12 protein-coding genes are annotated in these 13,972 nt (G+C 71.9%); 1 reads left to right on the forward strand and 11 read right to left on the reverse strand.

Annotated features, from left to right (window positions below):
- Positions 1 to 41: 41 nt before the first annotated feature.
- The 7 genes from ABII15_RS05520 to ABII15_RS05550 form a co-directional block, all read right to left on the reverse strand.
- Positions 42 to 956 carry an NAD(P)-dependent oxidoreductase gene (locus ABII15_RS05520; protein WP_353941145.1) on the reverse strand — a complete coding sequence of 305 codons (915 nt, stop codon included), beginning with the start codon at positions 954 to 956 and terminating at the stop codon, positions 42 to 44.
- Positions 957 to 1,039: 83 nt separating this feature from the next.
- The gene (locus ABII15_RS05525; RefSeq protein ID WP_353941146.1) at positions 1,040 to 1,873 is read right to left on the reverse strand and encodes a class I SAM-dependent methyltransferase; all 834 of its coding nucleotides are present in this window, start codon (positions 1,871 to 1,873) and stop codon (positions 1,040 to 1,042) included.
- Between the two features lie 61 nt (positions 1,874 to 1,934).
- A complete protein-coding gene (fes, locus tag ABII15_RS05530) occupies positions 1,935 to 3,269 on the reverse strand; it encodes an enterochelin esterase (RefSeq protein ID WP_353941147.1) in 1,335 nt (444 codons plus the stop codon).
- Positions 3,270 to 3,435: 166 nt separating this feature from the next.
- The gene (locus ABII15_RS05535) at positions 3,436 to 5,493 is read right to left on the reverse strand and encodes a beta-galactosidase (RefSeq protein ID WP_353941148.1); all 2,058 of its coding nucleotides are present in this window, start codon (positions 5,491 to 5,493) and stop codon (positions 3,436 to 3,438) included.
- A 46-nt stretch (positions 5,494 to 5,539) separates the two neighbouring features.
- Positions 5,540 to 6,880 carry an extracellular solute-binding protein gene (locus tag ABII15_RS05540; protein WP_353941149.1) on the reverse strand — a complete coding sequence of 447 codons (1,341 nt, stop codon included), beginning with the start codon at positions 6,878 to 6,880 and terminating at the stop codon, positions 5,540 to 5,542.
- Positions 6,881 to 6,937: 57 nt separating this feature from the next.
- The gene (locus tag ABII15_RS05545) at positions 6,938 to 7,867 is read right to left on the reverse strand and encodes a carbohydrate ABC transporter permease (RefSeq protein ID WP_353941150.1); all 930 of its coding nucleotides are present in this window, start codon (positions 7,865 to 7,867) and stop codon (positions 6,938 to 6,940) included.
- Between the two features lie 5 nt (positions 7,868 to 7,872).
- Positions 7,873 to 8,799 (reverse strand): sugar ABC transporter permease, encoded by a 927-nt coding sequence (locus ABII15_RS05550; RefSeq protein ID WP_353941151.1) that lies wholly within the window; start codon positions 8,797 to 8,799, stop codon positions 7,873 to 7,875.
- A gap of 219 nt (positions 8,800 to 9,018) precedes the next feature.
- On the opposite strand from ABII15_RS05550, the gene ABII15_RS05555 reads away from it, so the two are divergent.
- On the forward strand, positions 9,019 to 10,080 hold the full coding sequence (locus tag ABII15_RS05555) for a LacI family DNA-binding transcriptional regulator (RefSeq protein ID WP_353941152.1): 1,062 nt from the start codon (positions 9,019 to 9,021) through the stop codon (positions 10,078 to 10,080).
- A gap of 6 nt (positions 10,081 to 10,086) precedes the next feature.
- Here the strand turns inward: ABII15_RS05555 and ABII15_RS05560 are convergent, their stop codons facing one another.
- From ABII15_RS05560 to ABII15_RS05575, 4 genes are all read right to left on the reverse strand, one after another.
- Positions 10,087 to 10,785: a TMEM175 family protein gene (locus ABII15_RS05560; protein WP_353941153.1), complete on the reverse strand. Its 699-nt coding sequence runs from the start codon at positions 10,783 to 10,785 to the stop codon at positions 10,087 to 10,089.
- A gap of 196 nt (positions 10,786 to 10,981) precedes the next feature.
- Positions 10,982 to 11,539 (reverse strand): YbaK/EbsC family protein, encoded by a 558-nt coding sequence (locus ABII15_RS05565; protein WP_353941154.1) that lies wholly within the window; start codon positions 11,537 to 11,539, stop codon positions 10,982 to 10,984.
- A 43-nt stretch (positions 11,540 to 11,582) separates the two neighbouring features.
- Positions 11,583 to 12,155, reverse strand: coding sequence for an XRE family transcriptional regulator (locus ABII15_RS05570; protein WP_353941155.1), 573 nt, complete (start codon positions 12,153 to 12,155; stop codon positions 11,583 to 11,585).
- Positions 12,156 to 12,612: 457 nt separating this feature from the next.
- Entirely contained in the window at positions 12,613 to 13,923 is a 1,311-nt protein-coding gene (locus ABII15_RS05575; protein ID WP_353941156.1) for an MFS transporter, read from the reverse strand.
- Positions 13,924 to 13,972: the final 49 nt, after the last annotated feature.

Genomic DNA, 13,972 nt, shown 5'->3' on the forward strand with positions numbered 1-13,972 from the left:
GGCGAGGGACGTGACGGACAGGGGGCGGGCGCGCGGCCCGCTCAGGACCGGTCCCCGTACCGGTGGTCGTCCTCGTCGAACGACGCGTAGTAGGCGGCGGCCATGTCCTCGTCCCCGTGGCCCTGCTCGGCGGCGCGGGTCAGGCGGGCCGCGCTCGCCTCGGCGACGTCGAGGCGGACGCCGCCCGCGCGGCCCGCCTCCACGATGAGCCGGGCGTCCTTGGCGGCCGTGTCGACCGCGAACTGGGCCGGAGTGAGCCTGTCCTCGCGCACCAGACCGGCCTTCATGCGCAGATACGGCAGGTCGAGGCCGCCGCCCGCGATGGCGTCGAAGAAGTGGTCCGGGTCGACGCCGAGGGCCTCGGAGAGAGCGAGGACCTCACCGGCGGCGCTGGTGGCCGCCAGGACCCAGCTGTTGGCGACCAGCTTGAGCCGGGTGGCGCTGCCCGCGGCCCCGTCCTCGCCGGTCCACACGGTGCGCGAGCCGACCGCGTCGAGGACCGGGGCGATCGCGTCGCGGTGCTCGGCGGGGCCCGCCGCGAGGATCAGCAGTTGCCCCTGCTCGGCGGGGCCGCGGGTGCCGAGCACGGGCGCGTCGAAGAAAACGAGCCGGTTGCGGTCCGCGAAGTCGGCCAGCCGGGTGACGCCCTCGATGCCGGCCGTCGTGGACTGGATCCACGCGGCGCCGGGACGCAGCCCGTCGGCGGCCTGCCGCATCACGTCCAGGGCGGCGGGTCCGTCGTAGAGCATGGTCAGGACCGTGTCCGCGCCGGTGACGGCCTCGGCCGGGGTGTCCGTGACGTGCACGCCGTCGGCGGTCAGGGGTTCGGCCTTGGCGCGGCTGCGGTTCCAGGCGCGGACGGTGTGCCCGGCCCGTGCGATGTTCCGGGCCATCGCGGCGCCCATGATCCCGGTGCCGAGGACCGCCACGGTCGGCTTGTCGGTCGGTGCGCTCATGCCTTCGACTCCCTTGTGTGTGCCTGGTGCCGGTGTTCACTCTGCCGCCCGTCCGGTGATCACGTCGAGCCGGGCCGGCCGGCTCAGGCCCGGCGGCGGGCCAGCCGCAGTTCCGTCATGTACCGCTTGGTGACGGTGCCCCCGTAAGCGCGGTCGATGAGCCCGCCGACGCAGTCGAGCAGCCCTGCGCGTGCGGTCGCGTCGAGGGCGCGGGTGCCGGAGAAGGTGCGCAGGAGGTCGAGGTACTGGCGTGTGGTGAAGGTGAGGTCGCGTTCGTAGCGGCGGAAGACGGGCGGCTCGAACCGGTCGGCGCCGGGCAGTGCCGCGTTGCCCTGCGCGATGGTGCGGCCGGCTGCCTCCTGGCTGTCGTACGGGATGTCGTCCGCGGCGGTGAGGCGCAGGCCGGGCGGTGTGGCCGGGTCGAAGCGTTCGTAGCAGTCCTGCACGTCCACGAAGAACTGTTCGGTGCCGCCCGCGACATGGTGGGTCGACAGTGTGGCGAGCAGGCCGCCGGGGCGCAGCGCGGCGGCGGACCTGGCGACGCGCACGGCGGGGTCGATCCAGTGGAACGAGGTCGCCGCAAGGACCAGGTCGAAGGGTTCGGGCGGCAGCGGCCAGTCCTCGAACGCGGCGACCTCGACGGTGACGCCGGGGTGCCCGGCGAGGTTGCGGCGGGCGACGGCGGCCAGTTCCGTGCCGAGTTCGACGGCGACGATCCGGCAGCCGCGTTCGGCGAGCGGCAGGGTCGCCAGGCCGGTGCCGCAGCCGATCTCGAGGATCCGGCAGCCGGGTCCCGCCCCGGCGAGCGCCGTCAGGTCGTCGAACACCTGCGGCGGGTGGCCGGGGCGGGCCCGGTCGTAGGTCTCGGCGGCCTCGGTGAAGGTGCGGCGCAGGCGTTCTCGTTCGGTGTCGGTCACCCGGGCACGGTACGGAGACGTGCCCGGGTGCCGCAGCGCGGGGAGGCGGGGACGGCCCGGTTCACGGGGACGCGGGGCCGAGCAGCCGGATCAGCGCGTCGGCCAGGGCGACATGCCAACAGGCCTGGTCGTGGCCGCCGTTGAACTCGCTGCGGGTGACCTGGTAGCGGGCCGAGTGCAGGGTGTCGTAGAGGGAGCGGCAGTGGTCGACCATGTCGCCCTCGTGGAGTCCCGCGTCGAGGTGCACGGTGATCGGGCGCGGGGCGGCGGCCGCGTACCTGCCGACGAGCCAGGGCACGCCGAGGACGGGGGCGCGCACGCCGGGCGGCAGGTCGGGGCGCCACCACAGCGACGGCGACTGGGCGACGACGTGGCCGAACCGGTCCGGCCGCAGATGGCCGGCGTGCAGCGCGGTCGTGCCGCCGAGGCCCTGTCCGGCGACGACGGTACGGGCGGGATCCTCGCCGGTGAGGGGCCAGCGGTCCGCGGCCCAGGGCAGCAGTTCGTCGGCGAGATGGGTCACGAAGGCGTCCCGTGCGCCGAGTTCGCGGGCGCGGGTGTGCCGGTCGACGGCGTCCGGCGCGAGGACGAGCAACGGAGGGAGGCGTCCGTCGGCGATGAGCAGATCGAGGGTGCGCTGGAATCCGTCGCGGCCGAACCACATGTCGCCGTCGCAGAGGACGAGCGTGGGCAGCCCCGCACCGGCCGGACGTCCGCCGGGCGGCACGTAGACCCATACGTCACGGGATCCGCCGAGCGCCTCGGCGGGTGCGCGATGGCGTTCGACGCGGCCGGCCGGCACGGTGCCGGCGCGCTCCGCCGGGGCCCACGGCTCGACCGGCGCGTGCGGCAGCGCGAAGACCGAGCCGTCCGAGGCTCCCCAACGGGACGCCTGGGTACGAGGGTTGAGCGGATCCCGGGCGGCGTGCGCGGCCAGGGAGCGCAGCCGCTCCTGGAGGACATCGGGAGCGGTGGGCGGCTCCTTGGCCGAGACGTCGGCGGCGAGGCGGTAGGAGCCGCGGTGGTCGGAGCGCAGCCGCAGCCCGAGGTGCCAGACATCGGTCCCGGGTATCCGCTCCAGGAGCGAGCCCGCGAGGTGCTCGCGGTCGAGGAGCCGGTTCGCCGTCAGCAGCACCTGCCGGGTGGCGCGGTGGCCGCGCCACAGGAAGGTGACCACCCGGTGGTCGGGCTCGCCGTCGATCTCCTCGACGAGCGGGGTGCCGCGCCGGGTCGCCTCCCGCCAGAACTCCTCGACGAGCGGCGTCCGGCGCGCCGGGGCGGCCTCGGCCACGCACGCCGCGAGCCGCGCGAGCCGCGGTCCGGTGACCCGGACCGGCCGGTGGTCCGGCAGGGCGGCGGCGGGCCCGTCCGTGGACTCGGCGACCTGGACGCGCATGACTCCCCTTCCCGTCGACAGCCCTCGGGCTCCCGCGGGCACCGTGGGACGACCGGGGCGTGCGTCAACGCAATCGTCACCAGTTGAGGTAAGGCTAGCCTAAGCTAACCACATGCCCGCTGGTGTTCGTCTCCGGCCCGGAGCTCGCCCCCTCACGAGCGGCGCCTCACTCGGCCGGCCTGCGCAGGACCGCCACCTCCCGCGGCGGCAGCACGATCCCGGTCTCCGTCGGCATGGGGCCGATCAGCACCTCGCCGGTGGTGCCGGGCACGGTGACCGGGGCGTCGGTCCGGTTGACCAGGAAGTCGTACCGGTGGCTCGCGTCGCGGCGGACGACGTGTTCCACCGACCCCCGTGCCTCCTCGGGGAGCTCGCTGGTCACTCCGGCGGGCGCGAGCAGCGCGGGGAGCAGCGCCGTCAGGCCCTCGGCGCCCAGGCGGGTGGAGACGTACGCGGCCGATCCGCCGCCCGTCGTACGGCGGGTGACCGCCGGGCGGGCGGCGTAGGAGCCGGTGCGGTAGCGGGCCAGGACCTCCACGTCCGGGCCGTCGACGCTGATCCGGTCGGTCCACAGGCTGCCGGTCACCGCGCTCAGCGGACCGTCGAGGCCGACGGTGTCGCCGTCGAGCAGCGGCCCGAACTCCTCGATGCGGATGCCGAGCAGATCGCGCAGGGGGCCCGGGTAGCCGCCGAGGTGGACGTGGTCGTTCTCGTCGACGATCGCGGAGAAGTACGTGGTCACGAGGTGGCCGCCGTTCTCGGCGTACCGGATGAGCTCCTTGGCGAGCGGCTGCGGCACGACGTGCAGCACGGGCGCGACGACGACGTCGTAGCCGGACAGGTCGGTGCCGTGCGCGGGCACGACGTCGGCGCGGATGCCGAGGCCGAGCAGCGCCGTGTACCAGTCGAGGGCCTCGCGGTGGTAGTCGAGGCGCGAGGTGGGGTGGGAGTCCAGCTCGGCGGCCCACCACGAGTCCCAGTCGAACAGGACGGCCACGCGGGCGGGTTCCCGCTCGCTGCCCGCGAGCGGCGCGAGCCGTTCCAGGGTGCGGCCGAGGCCGACGACGGACCGGAAGAGCTCGCTGTCCTCCCCCGCGTGCGGCACCATCGCCGAGTGGTACTTCTCGGCGCCCGCCCGGGACTGGCGCCACTGGAAGAAGCAGACGGCGTCGGCGCCGTGCGCCACGTGGAGCAGCGAGTCGCGGGCCAACTCCCCCGGCTTCTTGGGCAGATTGACGGGCTGCCAGTTGACGGCACCGGTGGAGTGCTCCATGAGGAACCACGGGCGGTGCCCTGAGATGCCGCTCGTCAGATTGGCCGAGAAGGACAGTTCGTCGCGGTCGTGCGGGCCGGGAAGGACGTAGTGGTCGTTGGCGACGAAGTCCACCTCGCCCGCCCAGTCCGCGTAGTCCATGCCCTTGGTGCCGCTCATGACCATGAAGTTCGTGGTGACGGGGACGCCGGGGGTGAGCTCGCGCAGCAGCTCGCGCTCGGCGCGCAGATGGTCCTTGAGCGCGTCGGAGGAGAACCGCTTGAAGTCGAGCTGCTGGGTGGGGTTGGGGTGCGAGGCGGCGAGGCGCGGGGGCAGGATCTGGTCCCAGTCGCTGTAGCGCTGGGACCAGAAGGCGGTCCCCCAGGCGTCGTTGAGGGCATCGAGGGTGGTGTAGCGGCGGCGCAGCCAGGCGCGGAAGGCGCGGGCCGCGTCGTCGGAGTGGTCGTACACGTTGTGGCAGCCCAGCTCGTTGTTGACGTGCCAGGCGACGAGCGCCGGGTGGCCCGCGTACCGCGTGGCGAGCTCCCGTACCAGGCGCAGCGCGTGCGCGCGGAAGACGGGCGAGGTGGGCCGCCAGTGCTGGCGGGCGCCCGGCCACAGGGTCTCGCCGGTCGCGGTGACCGGCAGGATCTCCGGGTGGGCGGTGGTCAGCCACGGCGGCGGTGACGCGGTGGCCGTGGCCAGGTCGACGCCGACGCCGTGCGCGTGCAGCAGGTCCATGATCTCGTCCAGCCAGCCGAAGTCCCAGCTGTCGGCGGTGGGCTGGAGCCCGGCCCAGGAGAAGATCGCCAGCGAGACGGTGTTCACCCCGGCCTCGCGCATCAGCCGGACGTCCTCCTCCCACACCTCCCGCGGCCACTGCTCGGGGTTGTAGTCGGCGCCGTAGCCGAGGCGGCGGGTGCCGTCGGAGCCCTTCGCGTACGGGAAACGGGAGGGAGCGGGGGCGGTCATGGGATCCTTCCGGATGGTGCTGCCGTGAACTGGTGCGTGCGCGGGGCTACTTGACGGTGAAGCCCTGTTCCTTGCCGTACTTGACCGAGGCGTCCTGCCACGACTTCAGGCCGGCGGCCAGCCCGGTGCCGGAGACGTAGGCCTTGCCGACGGTGTCGTTGAAGATCGAGTTGGCGTAGACCTGGTAGGGCAGGTACGACCAGCCGGAGGAGACGTTCTTCGCGGCCTCGGCGAAGATCTTGTTGGCCTGCTGGCCGCCGAAGTAGTCGAACTTCGCGTTCTGGAACTCCGGGGAGTCCAGGTCCTCGACGGTCGCCGGGAAGGCGCCCTCGTCGATCCGCGTCCCCACTCCGGCGCCCGCGGCGATGTACTTCGTGAAGGCGTAGGCGAGCGCCTTGTTGTCGTGCTTGCCCAGCTCGGGGACGGCCAGCGAGCTGCCGCCGTTCTCCGCGCCCGCGTGCTCGCCCGCGGACCACTGCGGCAGCGCGGCCACCCGCCAGTCGCCGGAGGCCTGCTTCACGCCGGTGACGAAGTTGTTGGGCATCCAGGCGCCGGTGGGCAGGGTGGCGATGGTGCCGTCGCCGAGGCCCTTGTACCAGTCGTCGGTCCAGCCGGTGACCGGCGCGACGAGCTTCTCGTCGATGAGCTTCTGCCAGACCTCGGTGTACTTGGTGGCGCCCGCGTCGGTGAAGTCGATGCCGACGTTCGTGCCGTCGACCTTGTACGGGTGCGAACCCGCCTGCCACAACAGGCTGGTGGTCATCCCGGCGTCCCCGACGTCGCTGGTGATGTACATCTTCGGGTTGGCCTTGTGCAGCTTGCGGGCGGCCTCCAGGTACGCGTCCCAGGTCGTCGGGACGGTGATCTCGTACTTGTCGAAGACCTTCTTGTTGTAGAAGAGCGCCATGGGGCCCGAGTCCATGGGCAGCCCCCAGACGCTGTCGCCGTCGGCCACGGAGTTCCACGGGCCCGGGGAGTAGTCGGCCTTCAGCTTGCCCGCGCCGTACGCGCCGAGGTCGGCGAGCCCCTTGGTCAGGGAGTACTGGCCGATGGCGTAGTACTCGACCTGCGCGACGTCCGGGACGCCCTTCTTCGCGGAGATCGCGTTCGACAGCGCCTTGTACTGGTCGTTGCCCGTACCCGCGTTGACCACCTCGACGTGGACCTTCGGGTACTTCTTCTCGAACTCCGCGGCGACGCTCTTCACCGTGGAGTCCCAGGCCCAGACGGTGAGGGTGCCGCCCTTCTGCAGGGCCGCCCGGAGATCGGCGGCGCCGACCTTCTGGTCGCCCGGGTCGTCGCCGGAGCCGCCGCAGGCGGTCGCCCCGAGGGCGAGGGCGCAGAGGAGGCCTGTGCCGCGCAGCAGGCGGCGAAGGTGCTTGGGCATCACGGTTGCTTCCACTTCGTCGTGGTTCTACAGAGGGTTGTCACACGGCCGCCGGGCCTACTCCTTGACGCCTCCGGCGGAGAGACCGGACCGCCAGTACTTCTGGAGCAGCAGGAAGGCGGCGATCAGCGGGACGATGGTGAGCAGGGAGCCGGTGAGGACGAGGTTCGTCACGGTCTCGCCGCCGGAGGTCTGCGCCTGCTTGTTCCAGGAGTCGAGGCCGAGGGTGAGCGGGTACCAGTCGGAGTCCTTCAGCATGATCAGCGGCAGGAAGTAGTTGTTCCAGGTCGCGACCGTGGTGAAGAGCAGCACGGTGACCGTGCCGGGCGCGAGGAGCGGCAGGGCCACCCGGAAGAAGGTGCGCACCTCGCCCGCGCCGTCGATCCGGGCGGCCTCCATCAGCTCGGTGGGGATCGCCTCACTGGCGAAGACCCACATCAGGTACAGGCCGAACGGCGAGATAAGCGACGGCACGACGACCGCCCAGGGGGTGTCGGTCAGGCCGATCTTGCTGAACAGCAGGAAGGTGGGGACGGCGAGCGCCGTGGCCGGGACCGCGACGGCGCCGATGACGACGGCGAAGACGGCCTTCTTGCCGGGGAAGTCGAACTTGGCGAGCGCGTAACCGCCGAGCACCGCGAGGAGCGTGGCACCGCCGGCGCCCACCACCACGTACAGCACGGTGTTGAGGAGCCAGCGGACGAAGACGCCGTCCTGGTACGTGAAGGTGTCGGCGATGTTGGACCACAGGTCGAAGTCGCCGTCGAACCACAGGCCGAACGAACGGGCCAGCCCCTCCTGCGACTTGGTGGCGCTGATCAGCAGCCACACCAGGGGCAGCAGGCTGTAGACGAGGACGACTCCGGTGAGCGCGGTCAGCAGGACGCTGCGCCGGGGGCGGCCCGGGGTGTGGCGGCGCGGGGTGCGCAGGCGCGGGGCCGCCGGCCGGGGCGGTGCGGGCCGGCGCACGGGGGTGCTGGTGGTCATCGCGTTCACGCTCCCTTGCGCATGCCGCGCAGCTGGACGACGTAGGCGACGATCATGGTGATGACGCCCATGACGATGGCGACCGTCGCGGAGTAGTTCTGCTGCTGGCCGGAGAAGGACAGCGAGTAGGTGTAGTAGTTCGGGGTGAAGTCGGTGGTGATGGCGTTCGGCGCGAGCTTCTGGAGGATCGCGGGCTCGTTGAAGAGCTGGAAGCTGCCGATGACCGAGAAGATCGTGGCGATGACGAGCGCGCCGCGGATCGCCGGGAGCTTGATGGCCGTGATGACGCGCAGGTGTCCGGCTCCGTCGATCTCGGCGGCCTCGTACAGGGAGTGCGGGATCACGCGCAGGGCCGCGTAGAGGATCAGCATGTTGTAGCCGATGAACTCCCAGGTCACGATGTTGCCGATGGAGGCGAGGACCAGGTCGGCGGAGAGCGGGTCGGGGAGCCGGACGCCGAACGCCGAGTCGATGTCGCCGACCAGGCCGTAGCGGGTGCCGTACATGAAGCCCCACATGAGGGTGGCGACGACGGCGGGCACGGCGTACGGCAGGAAGACGGTGATCCGGAAGAAGCTCTTGCCGTAGAGCCGGCCGCTGTCGATCGCGAGGGCGACGAGCAGGGCGAGGCCCAGCATGACCGGCACCTGGATCAGCAGGAACAGGCCGACGCGGAGCACGCCGTCCCAGAACTGGCCGTCCTGCAATGCCTGTTGGTAGTTGTCCAGGCCCACGAAGTGCGTGCCGCCGATGAGTTGTGTACGGAACAGGCTCAGGTAGACGGAGTAGGCGAGGGGCGCCAGGAAGACCAGCGCGAAGACGAGGGCGAAGGGGCCGATGAATCCCCATCCCGTCCACCTGCGTCGGGTGCGGCGCGCCGGTGACCTGGCAGGGCGCCGGCCTGCGGCGGCCGGCGGTTGAAGCGTCGTCATCGTGCGTCCCTCGCTCGTGCGTCCTCGGGGCGGACCGTCGATGTTTACGCAAACACCGCTGCGAGCACGCAGGGTGCGAGCTGTTATGTTTACGTAAACATCCGGTGGCGGAATGTCTACACTGCCCACGGAGGACGGTCAAGGGCCGTTCGGCGAACGCCTGTTGACCGGGCCCGACGGGCGACCGGTGAGCGGACACAGCGACGGGTGAGGCACACGGTGACAGGAACAGCGGGGGGCGCGTCGGCCCCCGGCCGCGGGCGGCACGACCGGGGTGCCCGCGGCGCGTCGATGGCGGACGTCGCCCGGGTCGCGGGGGTCTCCTCGCAGACGGTCTCCCGCGTCTCGAACGGCTTCTCGGGGGTGAACGAGGAGACCCGCGAGCGGGTCCTCGCCGCCATGCGGGAACTGGACTACCGGCCCAACAGCGCGGCCCGCGCGCTCAAGCGCGGCCAGTTCCACACCATCGGCGTCATCACGTTCACGCTGTCGACGACGGGCAACGTGCGCACGCTGGAGGGCATCGCGACCTCGGCGGCCCAGGAGGGGTACGCGGTCACGCTGATGCCGGTCGCGGTCCCCACGCAGGACGAGGTGCGCGGCGCGTTCACCCGGCTCGGCGAGCTGGCCGTGGACGCGGTGATCGTCATCATGGAGGTGCACCTCCTGGACTCGGGGCGGCTCACGCTGCCGCCGCACGTGCAGGTGGTGGTCGTGGACTCGGACGCGGGCGACCGTTTCGCGGTGGTGGACACCGACCAGGCGGGCGGCACGCGCGACGCGGTACGGCATCTGCTCGATCTGGGCCACGGGACCGTCTGGCATCTGGCGGGCCCGTCGGACTCGTACGCCGCTCAACGCCGAACGGCCGCGTGGCGACGGGCACTTGAGGACGCCGGCCGCCCGGTCCCGGAACCGGCGCGGGGCGACTGGTCGGCGGAGTCGGGGTACCGCGCGGGGCTGGAACTGGCCGGACACCCGGACTGCACCGCCGTGTTCGCGGCCAACGACCAGATGGCGCTCGGCCTGCTGCGCGCGCTGAACGAGCGCGGCCGCAGGGTTCCTGACGACGTGTCGGTCATCGGCTTCGACGACATCCCGGAGTCCGGCTCGTTCCTGCCGCCGCTCACCACGGTCCACCAGGACTTCGGCGAGGTCGGCAGGCGCTGCGTGGAGAGCGCGCTGCGGCAGGTGCGGCAGGGCGCGGCCGAGCGGGGGACGACACTGGTGCCCACGCGACTGGTGGTGCGGGAGAGCACGGGGCCGGCCCCCACTCGCTGAAGGTGCTCAGCGGGCGGCGCGCCGTGCCCGGAGACGGGACAGCCGCGGCGGGACGGCGAGCAGTACCAGGCTGTAGTACTGCAGCACGGGGAAGACGAGGGCGATGGCGAACGCGACGACCAGGGCGACGACCGTGAGGCAGCTGTCGACGTACAGGTTCTCGATCCTGAGCCGGGCCTTCTCCCTGTCCCCGTCGAGCAGCAGTTCCGGGGTGGACTTCAGGGTCCGCAGCATCGCCAGCCGGAACACCACGCCGGCCAGCAGGGTCGCGTAGTAGAACGCCCCCACGAAGGTGTCCTGCCCGCCGAAGGAACTGATCATCTCGGTCGGGAGCGGAAGGACGACGATGGAGAGCAGCCACCCCATGTTCCACACCATCAGGGGGCGGGTGAGCTTCGCGACCGACGAGAAGGCGCGGTGGTGTTCGAGCCAGATGTTCGCGATGACCGCGAAGCTGAGCAGGAAGCTCCAGATCTGCGCGAGGTGATCGGTGATCACCTCGCTGGCGCGCTCGTGGTTGGCCGCGGCCTCCGGGACGAGGTCCACGAGCGGCAGGATCAGCAGGGTGATCGAGATCGCGGCCACCGCGTCGGTGAAGAGCAGCAGCCGCTCCGCCGAGACACCCCCCTCGATGCCGTCCGACGACGCGTCCGCAGGCTCGGTCCCCCCTGCGCCGGTCCCGTCGACGATGCCGCTGGTACCCATGTGGTCGCACCTCTCCCTGTCCGGTCCACCGGGCTTGCCACGGCAGCCGGAATCTGCTGGTCGCGGACGGTCCGACGACCGGAGCGGACTCTACCCGGCGATCATGTGCGCGGAGACCGTGGGGAGTTGAGGGTGCGGGGGGATCCCGTGGAGACACGTGGCTCCCCTCGCGTCTCCCTCCGCGCGCAGGTGCGGCTCAGCCGATGCCGAGCCCCTCCAGGACGACCGCCCCCGGCAGTTCGGCGAGTGCCTTGCCCGGCACGATCAGCTTGCCGCGGCGGGTGCCGCTGCCGATCAGGACGTACGGGAGGTCGACGACGGCCGCGTCCACCAGGACCTGCCAGTCGGCGGGCAGGCCGATCGGGGTGATGCCGCCGTACTCCATGCCGGTCTCGCCGACAGCGGTGTCCATCGCGGCGAACGAGGCCTTGCGGGCGCCGAGTTGGCGGCGCACCGCGCCGTTCACGTCGACCTTCGTGGTGGAGAGCACGACGCACGCCGCGAGGGTGCTCTCGCCGCCGCGCCTGCCCGCGACGACCACGCAGTTCGCGGACTGCGCGAGCAGCTCCGGGCCGTAGTGTTCGACGAACGTGGCGGTGTCGGCCCACTCCGGGTCGGTGTCGACGTGGATCAGGTCCTGCGCGGGCACCGTGCCGCGCCAGTGCCGTACGGCGTCGGCGACGGGACGGGTGAGCAGGTCGAGGGCCTCGGGGGCCGGCCGGACGTGGTCGAAATCTCCGATGGGTGCGCGCATGGCGGCACGCTAACAGCCGCCGCGCGTGGATGAATCGGGCGTCTCAGCGTACGGGCGGCACCGATACGGCCATGATCATCCGGGCCGGGGCGGTGCCGTCGTTGCGGTACTCGTGCGGTGCGTTCGCCTCGAAGGTGACGCTCGCGCCCTCGGGCACCTGGTGCCGGACGCCGTCCACGACCAGGGTCAGCTCCCCCTCGGTCACATGGACGAGCTCGATGGTGCCGTCCGGGTGCGGGTCGGAGGCGCTGCCCTCGTCCGGCTGGAGCAGCCAGTCCCACATCTCCAGGGGGCCGGGCGCCTCGGTCCCGGCGAGCAGCCGGTGATAGCTGCCGGCCTCCGTGGACCACAGGCGCACCGCCTGCTCCGCGGGCACGATCCGCACCTTGGGTCCCTGCTCGTAGTCGAGCAGCGTGGTGATGCTGATGCCCAGCGCGTCGCCGATCTTGACGACGGTGCCGATGCTCGGGTTGGTGCGGGCCTGCTCGATCTGGATGAGCATGCCGCGGCTGACTCCGGCCCGGGCGGCGAGCGCGTCCAGGGTGAAGCCGCGCTCGGAGCGCCAGTGTTTGACGTTGCGGGCGAGCGACTGGGTCAGCAGGTCGAGATCCGACACATTCCGTCCATGGGGCAGGGGTGAGCGGGGAGCGGGCGGCGGGCAGTGCGATGCACTTCAGCGTTCATCGAACTGTACTGCGAGGTACGCCGTGGCAGTATTCCGCGACCCCAGCACGGCTTCCGTCGTGGCCGGTCGCGCAGTTCCCCGCACCCCTGAGTAGTTCATCGGCTGACGGCCGGTGGCCGCTTCTCGCGCAGTTCCCCGCGCCCCTGAGGCATGCGCTGCGCGCAGCCTCCCCCTGGGGGTGCGCCACGCGTGCTACTCCGATGAGATGCCGCACGAAGTGCGCATCTCAGGGGCGCGGGGAACTGCGCGACCAACCACGACGGTGGCGCACCCGAAGGACAACCCAGGGGCGCGGGGAACTGCGCGAGCAGCCGCGACGGGGGGGCGCGCCCGGAGAACGACCCAGGAGTGCGGGGAATCGATCGGGCGGCGTCCGCCGGGGTTCGGGTCAGATGCGGTAGCGCCGCAGCGCGGGCACCGCGAGGGCCAGCCCCAGCATCGCCACCACCACGAGCACCCCACCCCCGGCAACAGCCTCCCGCGCACCGAACACCGACCCGGCCGAACCGTGCAGCACATCGGCAAGCCGCGGCCCGCCCGCGACGACCACGGTGAAGACCCCCTGCATACGGCCCCGCATCTCATCAGTGGCCGCGGACAGCAGAATCGCCCCGCGGAACACCATGGAGACCATGTCGGCGACCCCGGCCACGGCCAGGAACACCACGGCGAGCCACAGACTCCGGCTCAACCCGAACCCGGCGATGGCCGCACCCCAGGCGACCACGGCCCCGATCACCATCCACCCGTGCCGCCGCGCCCGCGAGAACGTCCCCGAGAAGAGCCCCCCGGCCACCGCCCCGATCGGAATCGCGGCGAACAGCAGCCCGAGCGCCAGCCCCTCCCCGTACGAGCCGTACGTCTCGGCGGCGAGCTGCGGGAACAGGGCGCGCGGCATGCCGAACACCATGGCGATGATGTCGGCGAGGAACGACAGCAGCAGCACCTTGTGCGCGGAGATGTAGCGGAACCCCTCCACGATCTCGCGCACCCCGGCGCGGCGCTTGATCTCGGACAGCGGCGGCAGCGCGGGCAGCTTGTGGACGGCCCAGACCGTGACGCACAGCGCGACGGCGTCGATGAGATACAGCTCGGGCAGCCCGATCACGGGTATGAGGACACCGGCGAGCAGCGGCCCCACGACCTGTCCGGTCTGCATGACGGTCGAGCCGAGCGCGTTGGCCGCGGGGAGCTGGTCCTCGGGCACGAGCCGGGCGATGGAGGCGGTGCGCGCCGGGGAGTTGAGCCCCCAGAAGGCCTGCTGGAGGGCGAGCAGCACCATCAGTACGGCGACGGATTCGAGCCCGCTGACGGCCTGGATCCAGAACAGCAACGAGGTGACGGCGATGCCCGAGTTGGTGACGAGCAGCAGTTTTCGGCGGTCCACGCTGTCGGCGACGGCGCCGCCCCACAGGGCGAAGACGATCAGCGGGACGAGCCCGGCGAGGCTCGCGGCGCCGACCCAGGCCGAGGAGCCGGTGATGTCGAAGATCTGCTTCGGCACGGCGACGGCCGTGAGCTGACTGCCCACGGCCGTGACGATGGTGGAGGTCCACAGCCGGCGGTAGGCGGGGACGCGCAGCGGCCGGGTGTCCATGGCGAAGCGCCGCCAGCCGCGCCGTGGCTCGCTCGCCGCCCGTGTCTCCTCCGGCTCCCGCGATTCGGCCTCGGTGTCGGTACTGCTGTCGCTCGTGTCCACGTACATCCTGCTTGCTCGGTACATCTATCAGCTGCAGGGTTCACTATCG

The organism is Streptomyces sp. HUAS MG91, assembly GCF_040529335.1.
Classification (GTDB): Bacteria; Actinomycetota; Actinomycetes; order Streptomycetales; family Streptomycetaceae; genus Streptomyces; species Streptomyces tabacisoli.